This window comes from Candidatus Aegiribacteria sp., assembly GCA_021108005.1.
GTDB lineage: Bacteria > Fermentibacterota > Fermentibacteria > Fermentibacterales > JCC-6 > Aegiribacteria.
Genome location: JAIORS010000040.1, coordinates 1 through 17,275, shown reverse-complemented (window position 1 = coordinate 17,275; position 17,275 = coordinate 1). Strand labels below are relative to the sequence as shown.

The following is a 17,275-nucleotide window of genomic DNA, read 5'->3' as shown; positions in this document are numbered from 1 at the left end:
TTTTACTTATATGTACAATTGCCTTATTTCCGCAGGACCTGGTTAACAGGATCTGCCATGAAGATTTTACCGATTACGGAAGTCATCTGACCTCCAACTTTCAAGCTGAATCGGCGGGAACCGGGATGAGTGACGTTCTGTATGACAGAGAATTGATGGCGGACTTCAATGATGAGGCATCTTGCAGGGATATTAATTTCTGGATGACCTCCTGGGGCGCTGACCGCACAGTAACACTTACTGACACAATGACGATATCACACGATACCACTTTCGATTGCAATTTGCTTGTTACGGGAGAGGGTTTGCTCAATATCACCAGCGGCGCAAAACTGACGCTTATAGGAGCTCTTTACGAAATGGAAAACGGTAAGGTCATACTGAATAATGGATATTTGTACGTTCCTCAGGAATACAATTCACAGTACCCGCATATCATGTACGGAAACTCCAGATTTGAAGCCACAAACAACTCCACTGTATTCGCGAATACTGTGTATCGGACAATTATGTATGACAGTACGGAATTTTATTCATCAGGTACCGATTATCCTTTCTGGTGTTTCAGGCAGTTCTTTGATAACGCGGAGTTGAATATTTCCGGATCAAATATTATCGGTGATTTTACCATTAATGATTCATGCCGGTTGTCCATCTGCGATTGCGACACAATGCTGCCGTGGTTCGGTTTTGCTGAAGGAGATACTCTTCTCCCCTATTCATTTCCCGACTGGAAAGCAGTGAATGACTACACATTCAGTTCCGCCGACATCAGTGAACTGTCGGGAGTTGACTATACGGTGCACTTCCAGAACTGCAGTGGTGTCATGTGGGGAATCGAAAGCTGGCCCGGAAGCAGTGTTGAATTGTATCATTCCTTTGTAAACATCGCATTGAGAATTATGGGAGAGGGTACAGTGAATTTGACAGGAGTTTCAAAGGATACTGTTTATACGGAATTCCTTCTGGCTGAAATGAGCAACATAACCGACAGAGTACTGAATCTATCCCGTTGCTTTGCCCATCAATGGTGCATATACGCCTACGATAATATAGATCTCAATATCTACAGCTGCTCCTGGGGAGAATCGCATGCAAAGGAGAATTCCACTGTAACAGCTTACAACTCCGTTGCTGAGGGTTTTCCGAGTTCGGTATCTTCCGTTGGAACCGGGACTTACTGTTTCGTGAATGGTTCGTGTTCGACATTTGTCACTGCCTGGGAAAACGGAACTACTTTACTGATGAACTCCACAGTCGTGCCGAGAACCAATGTCCTGTGCGGAACCACCAATTTCGCCCGTGACCGGGCCAGGCTGCTTTCCGTCAACTCCTATTTCCAGCACAGGCCTGTCGCTTACGGTGCCGCCATGACGATGGGCGCTGCGCTCAATACAGCTTCTCAATATGTAACAGGGAATATAGACATACCCGGTTCCGCCTGGGTGGATGTAGGACCTTACTGTACAGCAAACGATTTTGCCAGGTACGAGCTGTTCTGGGCTCCGGACGAGTCGGCGGATTGGAATCTCATTAAGGAATCCGCAAACGAGATATATGAGGGTACACTCGCCGTCTGGAATACTTCCGGTTTTGAGCCGGGGAATTACACCCTCTGCCTGAAAGTGATCGATCAGCAGGATGACAGTCTGGTAGCTTTCAGAGACGTGGAGCTTCGTAATTAAGCACAACCGCCGGATTAGTGAATAGTGCTACCTGTAGAGAATGAGTTTTCCGGTCTGTGAGAATTCATCCCCGACCTGGAAACTGCAGAGATAGATCCCGGAAGCTATACACTGATCGGACATGTCGGAGGATTTCCAGGTTATCGAATGATCTCCTGGCGCCTGGGTTTCATTCACTACGGTATCAACAAGGCGTCCGCCTGTATCGTAGATACGGAGCACTACTGTTTCACTTTCCGCAAGCCTGTAAGTGAATGCCGCTCCCGCAGTGAATGGGTTCGGATAAGCCAGATAACAGCCGTTGTTCAGGCCATGTGATTCTTCTATACCGAGGGGGTACAGTGTAATATCCGCAGGCGCTGTCAGACTGTCGTCAGATGAGCTGTACAACGTAAGTCGGAGATCGTACTCTCCCTCGGTCATTCCCGATGTATTCCATGTGGCGACAATACCACTGTGTACCTGATTCGTTGATTCAGTGATTAGTGTCCAGTCCGAGCCGCCGTTTTCAGCCCAGGATATCCTGTACCTGTCGAATACAACCGGGTTGTATTCACCAGTATCCATCCATGCGGAACCGGTTATATCGATACTGTCATCGACCTGCCCCGATAATGGCCCCTCTATCGCTGCCACCATTACAAGAGCTGTATCCATAGCTTCCGGTTGGTATTCGAAGATGGAGTTGACGGCAAGGATCCATGAATGTCCGTGAGCGATGTTCGTTGACTGATATGGCCACAGAGGAGTCACGGAGGAATTAGTAAGCAGCATTGTTCCCCTGCCCCAGGAAGAGATATAAGCCTGGCATATCCCATCGGAAAACGATACAAATGCGCTGTCCTCAACGCTCAGGCTTATAGTAGAACCATCATGAATGCAATTCGTGGCATAGGTTATAGAATTTCCTCTTCCTATCAATTCACCGAAGACGCTGGAATCTATATTGAATACCGTATTTTCCATCGGATACCAGTTCCACCAGTAAACGTAGGTATTTACGTACTCAAGCAGCCTGTCCTGAAGGGGTACTTTCAAATACGGGAAATAGCTGTTGTTCTGAATACTCTGGATATTGACAGTATTGGAACCGGGCATTCTTACGCACGAGCCTCTTACTATAGAGTTGTTTATCGTAACCGTAGAACCGGACTGAGATTCAAGTGACCACCAGCATCTGCTGCACTGATCGACAACGAATGTAAAACCTATACCATCGACACCGGGTGTGCTTTCGGAGAACTCGAAATGCTCGACATAATCCGGATCCGGAAACTCGATATTTACGACGGAACCGTCACAGGTTTCCAGCCATGGCATGAGCGTATCGCACCTTGTGAAATGAACAAAACTGGAATCCTCAACCATTATATCACCAACATGATCCACATCTTCCAGTATCAGTGATGCCCTGTCGAAAACCTTTCTGAATGTCCAGTCGGGAAAATCCGTGCGTACGGCTGTATAGATGCAATCGTCATGAAGCTGAGCGTAGTGCATAACACCGTTCGCGTCTACGGTTGCGTCAGTCGCTTCGAACTCGGAGTTGTCAATGAGCCATACGAAGTACTGGCCCACATAGAATTGGTTGAAGTGAAGCCAGGCGTTGTTTCGGAACACAGCCTTGCCCTGGTCCTGGGCAACGACATGTCCTGAAATGGTCAGCTTCGCGTTATCAACAAGCAGAACGCCGTTTCCGAAAATGATGATGTCCCCATCCTGCACGAAATCCTCATCGATAAGTAAAGTGTCCTGTCCCGGGCCTATATAAATGTCCCCCATCAGAACGAAATGCTCCCGGTCTCCGCCCCGCGAAAATGAAACCACGATTATTGACAATAATAATAACCGGTTCATTTCAACTCCTTCGATTAGAACAAATTTAACACTGCAGTATCATAAATGAATATAAGTATTTGAAAATACCTGTCCCCGCTCTATGAAGGGAGTATGAACATTTTGTAACAATTTGTAACTGCACTGGATAGAGTGCGGAGGGGTCAAATCTTTACTCTTGACATTGGTGTATGAATGGTGAGAAATGTCAAGAGTAAAGATTTGACCCCTCTGCACCTGTTTGAAGAATTGACATGGTTCGTGTTCCTGTTTTATTGTTAACATGAAGTGATGTATATGCAGATACTAAAAATATAGATACACTTTTCTGTCAGTTCCACGGGATAGTTGAAAAAGAGGTTCCACAATGAGAATACGCACGAAGGTTCTTCTTGCTGCCCTTACTTTGATCATGATTACAGGAATATCCGTCATTCTTGTTGTAAGAGATATCTCGAAACAAACAATCGAAGAGCAGACATTCAACCACCTGGTTACTATCGCCGAGGCAAGAACAGAGCAAATTAAATCAATACTGGACGAATACGGGCAACTCACCAGGATGGTTTCAACGGGAAATGTCTTCGTCGATCTTTTTTCAGAAACAGAGCCTTGTAAAGAAGCAATTGAAGCCGTTAACAGACGGATCAGCGCAATGATTGCGTCCAACGAAAGCATCTCGCGGGTCAGGGTTCTTGACAGGAACGGCTTTGTGATAGCATCCAGCCATACAGATATAGGAGCCGATAACAGTACGGATACGATATTCCTTAACGTTCTGGATGGGGCGACATACATAGGGGAACTGCATTTTTCACAGTTTACGGATGATCCTGTATTCAGCGTATCGGCACCCATACGCGTCGGAGATCGATTCAGCGGTGTGGTTGTGATAAATTTCGATGCGAATGCGGAAATTTTTCCCATTGTAACCAATAGAACAGGACTCGGCCATACTGGCGAAACCTACATAGTAAACGGCAGCGGATTAATGCTGACTCCCCTGTTGTACATCGAAAACGCAGTTCTGAACGTGGAAATCGAACTGGAGACTGCTATTGGAACCGAAGATGTTCAGTCTTTCAGCCGGGAAGAACAACATGAATTGTCCACGATATTCACGACAAACTACATCGGTATCGAAGTTCTGAGCGCTCACACTCACATTCCCAGCCTGAACTGCATCCTCATTACCGAGAGCAGTATAGGGGAAGCATTTGCTCCTTTAGATGAGCTTACGCGGAAGATGCTCCTGGTTCTGCTTGCAGTGCTTATCATCGGCATTCTGCTCTCGATAATTCTCTCTTCCGAGTTGTCCAAACCTATCGAAGTACTTCATGAAGGCGTTCAGGAGATTATGAAGGGAAATCTGGATTACAGGATTGAAACAAAAACAAAGGACGAAGTAGGCCAGCTGTCAAGAGATTTCACTGATATGATCGTCAATGTGAGGAATTCCCGCGAGGAACTCAGGCACCATAATGAGAATCTCGAGAGTATCGTCAGTGAAAGAACCGAGGAACTGTCCGAAGCCAGAGACGCCGCCGAAGAATTAGCTATTGAGGCACAAAAAGCCAACGTCGCTAAAAGTGATTTCCTTGCCAATATGAGCCATGAGATAAGAACACCTCTTAACGGCGTCATCGGCATGACCGAACTCCTGCTGACTTCGAATCTCACTGACGAACAAAGAGATTTCGCGGAAACCATCGGAGACAGCGGGGAAGCTCTTCTCTCCATAATAAACGATATACTTGACTTCTCGAAAATCGAAGCGGGAATGCTTGAGTTCGAAGAGATTGACTTCGATCTGAGATCGATGATCGAAAAATTCTGTGATCTATTCTCCCTGCGGGCCCATCAGAAGGATCTCGAATTAATATGTATGGTTAATACTGATGTACCGGCTTTTCTGAAAGGTGATCCGGGAAGACTTAGACAGGTTCTAACCAATCTTACAGGCAATGCAATAAAATTCACGAGCGACGGAGAGATATTCATTGAAGTGAATCTGCTTGAGGAAAATGACAGCAGCGCAAAACTTCGGTTCTCGGTTTCGGATACCGGTATAGGCATTTCTGAAAACATTCAAAACAGTATTTTTCAGCCGTTTACTCAGGCAGACGCCTCCACGACAAGAAAGTATGGCGGATCCGGACTGGGGCTTACCATATCCAGTTGCCTGGTGGAACAGATGAATGGCGAAATCGGCATAGTAAGCGAGGAAAGCAAAGGATCCGAATTCTGGTTTACCGCCACTTTCCTGAAACAGAAAGAGAGCAGAAGAAAAGCGTACGAATCTGCAAGTATTGAGGGTATCAGGGTACTCGTTGTTGATGACAATTCAACAAACAGACACATTCTGTCCCTTCTTCTTGAATCCTGGAGATGTCGTCACGAGGAAGTTATCGGTGGCTCCGAGGCTCTCGAGAAACTCCAGCGGGCGGTACAGGAGAACGATCCTTTCAACATAGCGCTGATAGATATGCAAATGCCGCATATGGACGGAGAAACTCTCGGCATGAAGATCCTTGCAAACAGCGAACTGAAGGATACTCTGCTCGTTATGATGACTTCTCTTGGCATGCGCGGTGACGCGAAAAGATTAAAAAAAGCCGGCTTCAGGGCGTATCTCACCAAGCCGGTAAAGCAATCGCATCTTTATAACTGCCTGATTACCGTATGGGGAGCGGAAATCTCCGGGGCAGAAGACTCAATAGAACCACTTATTACAAGCCATACACTTTCAGAGAACAAACATCGATGTACAAGAGTCCTTGTTGTTGAGGATAACGCTATCAACCGGAAGGTTGCCCTGAAAATACTGGAAAAACTGGGATATCCCGCCAATGCGGTGGAAAACGGTGCCGAGGCTATCGAATCTCTTGAAAAGATTCCCTACGATATCGTTCTGATGGATTGCCAGATGCCCGTTATGGACGGTTACGAGGCAACCGGGATAATTCGCTCAAAAGATTCTTCTGTGCTTAATCACAGCATTCCGGTAATAGCCATGACCGCGAACGTTATGAAGGAAGACAAAAGGACATGTCTTTCTGCCGGGATGAACGGTTTTCTGTCAAAACCGGTGAAACCGGAAGTACTTGCCGGAGCTCTTGAAAAATGGACCGGAAGCTCAAGTTGTCCGGAGAGAACATCCAATGAAGACTCGGTCAGTAATGATGATATCTTTGATAGAGAGGGTCTTCTTGATCGGTTAGACGGTGATGTGGACTTCATGAAGGAGATTCTGGATAACTATGTTGAAGACGCGGAATCCCTTCTTGAACAGATGCGGGAAACCGATAAAGGGAAGGAAAAGGAGCTTTCGAAGATCGCACATACTTTGAAGGGTTCCTCCGCCAATGCAGGAGCAATATCTATCTGCAATATTGCCACAGAACTTGATGAAGCTATAAGGAATGGTCGTCATGAAGAAGTTGGAAGGCTTCTTGAATCAATAAAAGAGGGAATTGCAAAATTCAGGGCTTCTATTCAGAATGGTCTGAGTGGTGATAGAGTAGATGCTGGAGCTGGACAGAACGATATTGGAGGATAATGGAATCCGTCTCCGAGCTTGAAGGATTACTGGAAACACTAACCGGTGTCGAGCGCATCGATCCTTTACTCAGTCTGGCATACAAATTGTACATGCGTGATCTGCCAAGGATGCGCAAACTCACGGACGAGGCCCTGTGCCTTGCGCTGGAGAATGGTGACCGCGCCGGCGAATCCCGGGCATACAACATTATGAGTGTTTACTGGGGGGTTCGAGGTGATTACGACAAATCCCTGGACAGTGCATTTCAATCACTCGAGATTCTTCGAGAAATGAACAACGTGAAGGATCTGGCTGCCCGGTATAACAACATCAGCCTCATCTACGAGAGGATGAATGACAGAGAAAACTGCAGATTGTACATAAACCTTTCTCTCGAAGCAGCGGAGTCATGCGGTGACAGGCGGGGAACCGCAAACGCACTGAACAACCTGGCGACATTTCTGGATGATGAAAATGATCATGCCACCTCCCTGAAATATCACCTCAGAGCTGCTGAGATAAGAGAAGAACTCGGCATCCGCGACCAGCTCGCGACATCGTATGTGAATATAGGTCAGCTTTACATCAAGATGGATGATTATGACCGTGCCGAGGATTACATTCATCGCGCGAAAGGTATTGCTGAGGATGAAGATAATTCATTCAATCTTGTGGCAGTATTCTCAACCCTGGGTCAGCTTGAGGCGGCCAGAGGTAACCCTGAAACAGCCAGGGAGAATCTCGAGAAAGCTCTGGCCCTGGCAGTGAAGAAGGAGTACTTGAACCTTCGTATGAAAGTGCTTGAGAACTTCGTCACTCTCAATGAAGAATTCGGGCAGTACCGTGAGGCGCTTGAGCATTTCAAGGAGCTGTCCGAACTCCGAAGAAAATTGATTACCGATGAACGAAACCATCATATGAACCAGCTGCGCGCCGAATTCGATATAAAAGAGAAGGAAAAAGAGGCGGAGATTTACCGCCTGCGAAACGTGGAGCTGCAAACTGCCAAAGAGGCCGCAGAGGCCGCGAACGTAGCCAAAGGGGAATTTCTAGCCATGATGAGCCACGAGATACGCACACCGATGAACGTAATTCTTGGCATGCTGGAATTAACCATGGATACGCGGCTGACAACGAAACAGAAGGACTACCTCCGGAAAGCCGGTATAGCTTCCAGAGCGCTTATCAGTATTATTAACGATGTTCTGGATTTTTCCAGGATAAACGCTGATAAGATAGAGTACGAATCAATACCCTTCGATATCCAGGCTGTCATAAATGAGACGGTATCTGTTTTCGAAACCGATATCAGCGATAAAGAGCTGTACCTGAATGTGGAGTACGATAGACTGATCCCATCCTTCGTGCGTGGAGACCCGAACAGGCTTGGGCAGATACTCAGGAACCTTATCTCCAATGCGGTGAAATTCACATCCACAGGCGGGATAACAGTGAGTTCCACCCTCGATTGTTTCGACGAGTCCGGGGTTACCGTTGAATTCAGCGTCAGGGATACAGGAATCGGTATTGAGGCTGACAAGTACGACATTCTCTTTGAGCCTTTTCAGCAGGCTGAAGGTTCTTTCAGCCGTCGATTCGGAGGCACCGGACTGGGACTGGCCATCTGCAGCCGACTGGCACACGGTATGGGGGGCGGTATCTGGGTGGAGAGTGTTCCGGGGAAGGGCAGCAGCTTCTTCTTCCGCTTACCGTTTGAAGTTCCTGATAAAAAAGAGTTGAAGGAATCCTTGTCCGTGAGTTCTTCCACTGACATCAGCGGATCAAGGGTTCTTCTCGCGGATGATCTGAAGAGCATACGCGAAATCACAGGAATCTTTCTTCAGAAGATGGGTATCGATTACGAAGAAGCTGGAAACGGTCTGGAAGCTTTGAACAAAGGACAAAAGGAATCCTACGACCTTATACTGATGGACGTTCAGATGCCCGGGATGGATGGGCTTACAGCGACCCGCAAACTCAGGGAAGCGGGAGTAACCACTCCCATCATAGCTATGACCGCTCACGCTATGACAAACCAGCAGGATCTCTGCGTGGAGACGGGTATGAACGATACACTGACAAAACCGTTTACCAGGGATGAGCTTCGGGCCACTCTGGAAAAGTGGCTCAGTTCGAAGCAGGAATGACACAGCGGTTTCCAATTTACGGGAATTGCATTGCTATCCGCATGATTAGATAATTAACGTAGGCTCGGAGGTGTCTGATAGGCTCGGGAAGGAAACTGGGTCTTGCCGCGCTGACAGCTCTCGTTGTCGGATCCATGATCGGCGGCGGAGTGTTTGGTTTGCCCGCGAATATGTCTTCTGTCGCGGCTGCGGGACCGATACTGATAGCCTGGGTTATCACCGGAGTCGGGATTATCGCGCTTGCATTCGTTTATCAGAATCTTGCCGTACGCAGACCGGAACTGAACGCCGGTGTGTACAGCTATGCGCAGGCCGGGTTCGGGAATTTTGTCGGTTTCAACTCCGCATGGGGATACTGGATAAGCGTTCTGCTTGGAAACGTTTCCTATGCGGTGCTTTTTTTCAGCGCTCTGAGTTTTCTTTTTCCCGTGTTCGGAAATGGAAACAACTGGCAATCCATGCTTGGAGCATCCGCGGCGGTGTGGCTTATCAACGCTCTTGTACTAAGAGGTGTTAAACAGGCGGCAATGGTAAATATCGTTACAACGATTACAAAACTTGTGCCGATTTTCGTATTCATTATTGCTGTACTAATCGGTTTTAAAATAAGCACTTTCAAATTGGATTTCTGGGGAGGAAACAATCCGGCTCTCGGCTCAGTAGTGAATCAGGTGAAGAACACAATGCTGATAACACTGTGGGTGTTTATCGGCATCGAAGGGGCTACCGTTGTCTCTGGAAGAGCAAAGAAGCGTTCCGATATAGGGAAAGCGACCATTATCGGTATAACAGGCGCGCTCATCATATACGTGCTGGTTTCACTGCTCTCCCTGGGGGTCATGACACAGCCGGAGATCGCTGAGCTGAAACAGCCATCCATGGCGCAGATACTGAAGGTTGTGGTTGGCCCCTGGGGTATGGCACTAATTTCTACTGGATTGATCATCTCACTGGGCGGAGCTTATCTCGCCTGGACACTTCTTGCCGCTGAGATACCGTACGTTGCCGCGAGGAACGGAATCATGCCGGGGATTTTCTCCCGGGAGAATTCGAAAGGATCTCCAGCGGCATCTCTATTGATTACAACCGGGCTGATACAGCTGTTCCTGATAGTCACGCTTTTCGCACATAGCTCTTATCAGTCGCTCTTTCTTGTCGCGAGTACAGCGGTTCTCCTGCCATACTTCTTCAGCGGGGCATTCGCCTGGAAACTGGCTCAGACCGGAGAGTCGTACGCTCCGGGAGAGGGACGCGGGAAAGATTTTCTGAATGGAATAATCTCGACCGTCTACGCAGCCTGGCTGATGTTCGCCGCCGGCCTGGACAAGATACTGACTTGTTCGGTGCTGTACGCTTTTGGAATAGTGTTTTTCGTAGTCTCCAGGAAGCAGAGGAATGAGGCGCAGGTATTCACCAAACTCGAAAAAATTCTAGCCATAAGCCTTGTTGCGGCGGCTGTTACCGCGATAGTGCTGATTGCGAGGGGGGATATTGATCCATTTACTGAATGACGCGCGCCATCCTGAAATACGCGGATAGTTAGGAGAGATAATGAAGGACGGATTCATAAAAGCGGAATGGGATAAGCTCAATAAGGCAGTAATACACAGACCGGGAATTGAGATGTTTCTAGGGCTTCTGGAGCCTTACGCCTCTCTTTACGAAAGGGTGTTCAACCGCAAGGAAGCCATCCGGGAGCACGAGTTCATGGAGCACATTCTAAAGTATCACTTCGGGATCGATGTTATAAGGCTTGGACAGATCATTGAGAGAGAAGCCGAAATGAATCCGGAAATAAGGGAGAAGCTCATCGATCTGGCCAGAAGCACTGTTGCCATCACTGATGATACGAAACTCATGCAGCAGGCGAAGAGTGAATTCGAGAAGAGTTTGAAGACATTCAGCGCGCAGGACCTGTTTCAGGTCATTGTAATGCAGATTGCCATACATGAAAAGCAGGATCGAGGAAAATCAGTAAGGCAGATTCATCTGAATATTGCCGAGCGGTCACCTCTGTCAAATCTGTACTTCATGCGGGATCAGCAGTTCACTACGGACAGCGGCCTGGTCCTGTGCCGGATGGCAAAACCGGCAAGGCGTTTCGAACCGCAGCTGACGAAATTTCTCTGGCAGGAAGTGCTCCATGTTCCTATCATTCATGAAATGCTGGAGCCTGCCACTATCGAGGGCGGAGAGTGGATCCCGTTCGGCGAATTCGCGCTGGTGGGCATAGGAGACCGTACGAACCGTGATGCGATTAATCAGCTTCTCTCGCTTGACCTGGGATACAAGGAGATAGGGGTTGTTCATCAGGCAAGGCACCCGCTCGTTGCCAGCGATCAGCCGGATCCGATGATCAACATGCACCTTGACACCTACTTCGAAGCCGCCTCAAGCGATGTTGTGGTTGCCTGTGTTGAACTGATACGGGAAGCGCAAGTCGAGGTTTACCGGAAGGACGGCCTCTGCTATACAAGAACTGATGCCGATACCAACCTGTACGACTTCATCCGGGGGAAAGGATTCTCAGTTGTGCCCATCACAGTTCTTGAGCAGATGGCTTACGCCGCTAACTTCCTGTGTATCGAGGATGGCAGAATACTGGCGGTGGATGTCGAACGCGGGATCGACGCGGTCATGAAGAGTATAGCTTCCATTACCGCGGAAAATCCGCAGCGGTACGGAAAACTGTACGAACAGGCGAAGAAGGATTACGAAACGCTGACGAGCGAAGGGCGCTTTTTCCCGCATAAGCCGGAACTCAGAAAGCTTGGAATCGATGCCTATCCGGTAGTACTCGAGAACCTTACCGGAGGGTACGGCGCCGCGCACTGTATGACGTGCGCGCTTAACAGAGGATAGCTGTTTTACTGCCCCATCAGTTGAGGGGAACAGGCAGGGGACACAGGATTCCGGGCCTCCATATTCGTGCGGAAGGTTATTCCGGAGTTGACAATGAGAACATTACCTTCTATGAAATATGATGAAGTGTGCCCTTTTGTGGTCAGGGGAAGGACATGCCTCAAAAGGAGGTAACTCATGACTTTTATCATTATAATGATTCTGGCTCAGGCCCCATCGATGATCGATGGAGGTATATTTTCATCAAAATGCATTGTTATCAACGAATTTATGGCAAATCCTCAAAACTCATTCACCGAAAACGATGGAGAGTGGATAGAACTCTATAACAATACCAGTGAATGGATCAACCTTTCAGGCTGGATACTCGAGAACAACTACGGTCAGAAAATAATCCTGTCAACGTACCTGCTTCCGCCAAACAGTTATTTTGTACTTGCGGCTTGTGGAAACGAATCGCTTAACGGCGGCTTTACACCCGATTACGTTTACTGTGATTTTATCATTCACGATTCAGGCTCGATTACGATCTTGAGCAGAACCATGGATGTAATTGATCAAATCGATTACGACAGCAGCTGGCCAATTCAGAAAGGTATTTCCTGCGAAAGAATTAATCCCGGGTGGGTTTCAACCCTCGTCTCAACGTGGGATTATGCCACAATAGCCTACGGAAACGGAGACATGGGAACTCCCGGAGCCCAGAACAGCGTTTATATGAATTCATTCACACAGAACAGTTGGGCTTTCATCAAAGCTTTTGTAGAATAAACTGAACGAAAAGAATTACTTGAAAACATTTGTGTCTCTGATGCTCGCCCTTGAGGCGGGTTCACTTTTTGCAGAGAACCCGCTTATCGTATTTTTTATCGATCCGACATATGCGGATTATTCGGGAGATGCCATACTTGTATGTACTCCCGGAGGCAGGAATTTCGTAATTGACGCTGGAGACCGCGGCTACGACCCGCAATGGGATTGCGGTGAGGAAAGGGTTCTTCCTCTACTCGACAGCCTTGGTATAACTTTTCTTGAAGGAGCTGTGGGAACACATGCTCATTCGGATCATATAGGGGGGCTGATATCGGTCTTCGGGACAATTCCCGTTATAAACGCTTACGATTCGGGCTGGCCCTACGGGGGAAGCTGGACTTATGAGACTTACCTTCAGGCTATATTGAATAACGGGTCAGATTTAACTATTCCCCGCAGAGGAGATTACTTGAACTGGGGACCGGAGCTTAAGGTGGAAGTGATTCATCCCGTTGATCCCATGTCGCCTTCCAACATGAATAACTCATCCATTGTACTCCGGATCACGTATGAAGAGATATCGTTCCTGTTCACGGGAGACCTGGAAACCAACGGCGGGGAGGATACAATTCTGTCAGCGCTTTCCGCGGGAGTAATTCATGATATTTCAGCAGATGTACTGAAAGTCGGACATCACGGATCCTTCACCTCAACCTGTACGCAGTGGCTGGCTCAGGTGAATCCGTCGATTGCCGCCATCTGCGTAGGAGCGGGAAATCCCTACGGCCATCCCCACAGTGAAGTAGTGAACAGGCTCAACGGCAGGAACATCACCATCTACAGGACCGATCTGGATGGAACCTTTTACATCTCTTCAGATGGTAAGGACGTATACTACAATACTATGCCCCCTGACAGCGGAGGTCCTGATCCTGTTAACACATTCGCTGTTTATCCCAGCCCTGCAACCACGCAGGCAACTTTTTCATGGGACACCGCTGACGGCCAGAACTGCGGCATAGCGGTTTACAATCTCAGCGGAGAGAAAGTTCTTGATGTGCGCGCATCCGGCGGTGTTTACATCTGGAACCTCAGCACCGGCTCAGGTGTGGCATCACCGGGTCTTTACGCAGCGGTTTTCAGAGCGGCCGGAGGTGAGACATTTACAGAGTATTTTACCATTTCGCGCTGATAATATTCGCGTCCGTATCCTTTGCTGCAGACACCGGTACCGCTGATATGCTTGTGATATCCGCTCCGGGATTTCCGTCGGTAATGATGATGGGTCCCGCGGGGAAAGCTCTGGCAGCCGGCCCCGAATCAGTGACAGGCAACCCGGCTATGATAAGCCCGGGATTCACGGCATCAGGAGGCAGATGGAACCTGCAGACAGCAGGGGTTTCCGTAGCCGGAGGATTTTCAGCTGGTTCGGACATGAATTTCTCAGGGGGGTTAACCTACCTTGGCAGGGGTGGAATACTGAGCAGGGATGAAACAGGCCTGGTTACAGGAGAGTACTCATTCGGGGCGGGGACTGCACTTTTAGGAATGTCGTACTCGATTACCCCTTGGCTCAAAGGCGGGGTCTCAGCCGGAATTTCCTGGGAAGATGTCGGGGAACAGGGGGGAACCGGGCTCACCTGCAGCGCCGGTCTCGCGGCCGAATTTTCCGAAGGGATGAGAACCGGTATTGTCATATCCGGTATCGGGCAGGCGCCGTCCTGGAACGGTATCAGGAAAAACATGCCCACCGAGGTTTCCGCGGGTGTGAGCTATGCGTTCGCATCCATATTCACCTGTTTTGCGGGGGGAAGGGCAGGATTTTCCACCTCAGATTCCTTCGGAGGCGGCTTGAAAATTGATTATTCAGACCTGTGTGTTTCAGCGGGATACCAGCACGTACCGGGTGAGGATGAAATAAGCGGATTCTTCGCAGGGCTGCAGTACAACTACACCTCCGGAGGAACCTATACGATAGAAGCAGCTGTCTCTCAGAGAGATGAACTAAGCTGGCCGGTCTTCGCCGGAATTTCAATATCCCTGTAGTTTTTTTATTTCACTAAGTGTCGCAAATGAAGCCCTTGATCGCAGGGATGTTTTTCCCGGCGGCATCCTTGTACCCCAGGCCTTCGCCTGTGCCTCTGGAACTGGTCTGCGAACCATGCGCAGACTACGTTCCCTGGAAAGACGATGTCCCGGAGATCGAGGTTGGGTGGGTGAGAGCCGCCCGGGCTGGCGGGGGAACTGCGCTTCGGGAGGGGTCACAAGGAGGCTGTCGCTCGGGGGTTTCGTTGACCGGCCGCATGATGATGGATATGCTACGATGCAGTGCCGGATATGGGAAGAAAACGCACTACGGAGCCGAGTTCGGGAGGCGATTGCGGAGGGAGCACATGCCCTCCAGGAAGACTCGTGATCTTGTGGAATTTCAGGGTTCCTCGTACGAGTTCGTAGAAAATCGTAAAGCAAGAAGGGATACAGGTGATACATGCTCAACCCCACGTGGAAAGCGTACATGGATGGCCTCGGTGCGGGAGTCTTTCTCATTTTTTTTGCTGCCCGCCTGGATATCTGGCGACATCGGCCAGAGCGACTCGCCAACCTGTGGCTGGCTGCTGTAGCTTTCTCTGCACTGATAGTCAATTTCACAGCTATATTCCTGAAAGCAGCTGAAGCTGGTGGGCATCCCATTGTTGTAATGTTCAATCTCATAGGTGTGGCGGGGGTCGTAGTAAGCCTCCTGGAACTGGTATTCAGCCTGGCGGAAACCTCTCCACCCAGACTGATACGAGGCCTGGAATTTATATTGCTGCCACTTACGGTACTGAGAATATCACAGAATACCGTCATGATCATCGTGGCATTATTGCTTCTTGTTACACTGTTCAAGGCTATTAAGTCTGCCAGTCAGGGAAACGCCGATGCCAGGGGGGTGCTGTGGGGATTGGCGGTGCTCCTGATCTGTCTTGTATCTGACATCGTACATGAGCTGGGATTGGCCAATGTTCCCAATTTTCTTCCGGTGCTGGGTTTCATTGTTTTCTTTCTTATGGCCACCCATGCTATTAACAGTCACCTGGCAAAGGAGGAATCCTCTGCACGCACGGATCCTCTCACCGGGATGCTCAACCGCCGCGGTTTCCTTGAACTGAGCCGGTTAGTTGTCTCCATCGCTGAACGTTCCGCCAGATCCTTCTCAATCATCATGATCGATCTGGATCATTTCAAGCGCGTTAACGATAAATTTGGCCACGCCATGGGTGACCGCGTACTGCAAGAGATAGCATCGATACTTCTGCGTGGAGTTCGAGACCAGGACATACTGGCGCGTTGGGGTGGTGAGGAAGTCATCGTTTTGCTTCCCGATACTGGCGTAAATGGAGCTAACGCCCTTGGTGAGAAAATTCGGACTTCAGTTGAAGAGCTGGAGACCTGGCATGACGAGACGCGAATCTGCGTGACTCTCTCTCTCGGAATTTCCCAGTACCACAGAGGAGAACCGTTGACAGACACCATCCAGCGTGCTGATAACGCTCTCTATCGCGCTAAATCATCCGGTCGAAACAGAGTGGAATACCTGGCGTTTAGGGATATTACCATCGGCACCGGTGATCCCATCGAGTAGCCGTATCCATCCGACTTCTTAACCCGCTAATTCAGCCTGCACACGAATTATGCTCTCAAAAAAGGATTGCGCCTGTCAGAAATCGGTTGTTTATTGGGACGAATGGGTTGCTTTGTGAGCAGCTAATAAGATTGAGGAAAATCCACTTTCCTACTATTAAACAAGGATCATCGTCCTGATCTCAGACAGCTTGTCTTCGGCCTCAACATTGTTGCAGACGGAGCCGTACGATCTCAATGCCCGGCTCAACCGGGGAAAGCTGAAGCAGCGCTCAGCCATCAAAATGAAGATTGATAAGATCCTCCGGCAACGCTGCTGTCAGGGCTTCCTGAAGGTCAATTCCCCCATATAATTCCAAAGCTGGCTCCTTTCATGTAAGGTTATTTGGGTTGTAGAGGTTAATACGTAGCCTAATAATCTTGACAGGAGTCAGCTATATGTTATCGGATATGCTGTTTTGGGTTATTTTTGTGAAATGGTACAAATCCAGTTTCCTTATGTTAAGGCGTAAATCCTGCTCTGCTTGTCAGTGTATCGTTTGTAACTTCGATCCGGTCAATTCTGTGACTTGCGATATTCTGAGATTTTGCGATATTCTTTATGAAGTGCTTTTCATCTTTTGGGTGGTTGTGCATAGTCGTATTCGTTCTTGTACAAACAAATATAACAACAACTTAACTCACATGAAAGGTGGGGCGCTTTATTCTGAATCGCTTAACTTAGGTTCTCTTTAGAATTTGAATGATTTGATACTGAAGTATCTCCACCTAAAGGGAGGGCAAAATTGCTAAAGATGATGGTAGTGATAATTCTCGTTTCTTTTCTT

At 48.5% G+C, this 17,275-nt stretch carries 10 protein-coding genes; 9 read left to right on the top strand and 1 reads right to left on the bottom strand.

Going from position 1 to position 17,275, the window contains the following annotated elements:
• Nucleotides 1-1,685 (top strand): hypothetical protein (locus K8S15_02755; protein ID MCD4774954.1); only part of this gene is annotated, 1,685 nt, incomplete at its 5' end.
• A 27-nt stretch (nucleotides 1,686-1,712) separates the two neighbouring features.
• Here K8S15_02755 and K8S15_02750 read toward each other — a convergent pair.
• On the bottom strand, nucleotides 1,713-3,542 hold the full coding sequence (locus K8S15_02750) for a T9SS type A sorting domain-containing protein (protein MCD4774953.1): 1,830 nt from the start codon (nucleotides 3,540-3,542) through the stop codon (nucleotides 1,713-1,715).
• Nucleotides 3,543-3,888: 346 nt separating this feature from the next.
• Between K8S15_02750 and K8S15_02745 the strand changes: the two genes are divergently transcribed.
• From K8S15_02745 to K8S15_02710, 8 genes are all read left to right on the top strand, one after another.
• The gene (locus tag K8S15_02745; GenBank protein MCD4774952.1) at nucleotides 3,889-7,080 is read left to right on the top strand and encodes a response regulator; all 3,192 of its coding nucleotides are present in this window, start codon (nucleotides 3,889-3,891) and stop codon (nucleotides 7,078-7,080) included.
• Complete coding sequence (locus tag K8S15_02740) at nucleotides 7,080-9,209, top strand: response regulator (protein MCD4774951.1); 2,130 nt, start codon at nucleotides 7,080-7,082, stop codon at nucleotides 9,207-9,209. The genes K8S15_02745 and K8S15_02740 overlap by 1 nt, the downstream gene beginning before the upstream one ends.
• Nucleotides 9,210-9,286: 77 nt before the next feature.
• Complete coding sequence (gene arcD, locus K8S15_02735) at nucleotides 9,287-10,720, top strand: arginine-ornithine antiporter (protein MCD4774950.1); 1,434 nt, start codon at nucleotides 9,287-9,289, stop codon at nucleotides 10,718-10,720.
• A 40-nt stretch (nucleotides 10,721-10,760) separates the two neighbouring features.
• A complete protein-coding gene (locus K8S15_02730; GenBank protein ID MCD4774949.1) occupies nucleotides 10,761-12,071 on the top strand; it encodes an amidinotransferase in 1,311 nt (436 codons plus the stop codon).
• Nucleotides 12,072-12,248: 177 nt separating this feature from the next.
• Entirely contained in the window at nucleotides 12,249-12,842 is a 594-nt protein-coding gene (locus K8S15_02725) for a lamin tail domain-containing protein (protein ID MCD4774948.1), read from the top strand.
• Nucleotides 12,843-12,861: 19 nt separating this feature from the next.
• Nucleotides 12,862-14,016 (top strand): MBL fold metallo-hydrolase, encoded by a 1,155-nt coding sequence (locus K8S15_02720; protein ID MCD4774947.1) that lies wholly within the window; start codon nucleotides 12,862-12,864, stop codon nucleotides 14,014-14,016.
• Nucleotides 14,017-14,063: 47 nt separating this feature from the next.
• Nucleotides 14,064-14,870, top strand: coding sequence for a hypothetical protein (locus K8S15_02715; protein MCD4774946.1), 807 nt, complete (start codon nucleotides 14,064-14,066; stop codon nucleotides 14,868-14,870).
• Between the two features lie 469 nt (nucleotides 14,871-15,339).
• A complete protein-coding gene (locus K8S15_02710) occupies nucleotides 15,340-16,449 on the top strand; it encodes a GGDEF domain-containing protein (protein ID MCD4774945.1) in 1,110 nt (369 codons plus the stop codon).
• The last annotated feature ends 826 nt before the right edge of the window (nucleotides 16,450-17,275 follow it).

Bases quoted from the DNA above. Each gene is read 5' to 3' on its own strand.
- K8S15_02750 (MCD4774953.1), bottom strand. From the start codon at position 3,542: ATGAACCGGTTATTATTATTGTCAATAATCGTGGTTTCATTTTCGCGG.
- K8S15_02745 (MCD4774952.1), top strand. From the start codon at position 3,889: ATGAGAATACGCACGAAGGTTCTTCTTGCTGCCCTTACTTTGATCATG.
- K8S15_02740 (MCD4774951.1), top strand. From the start codon at position 7,080: ATGGAATCCGTCTCCGAGCTTGAAGGATTACTGGAAACACTAACCGGT.
- K8S15_02730 (MCD4774949.1), top strand. From the start codon at position 10,761: ATGAAGGACGGATTCATAAAAGCGGAATGGGATAAGCTCAATAAGGCA.
- K8S15_02725 (MCD4774948.1), top strand. From the start codon at position 12,249: ATGACTTTTATCATTATAATGATTCTGGCTCAGGCCCCATCGATGATC.
- K8S15_02715 (MCD4774946.1), top strand. From the start codon at position 14,064: ATGCTTGTGATATCCGCTCCGGGATTTCCGTCGGTAATGATGATGGGT.
- K8S15_02710 (MCD4774945.1), top strand. From the start codon at position 15,340: ATGGATGGCCTCGGTGCGGGAGTCTTTCTCATTTTTTTTGCTGCCCGC.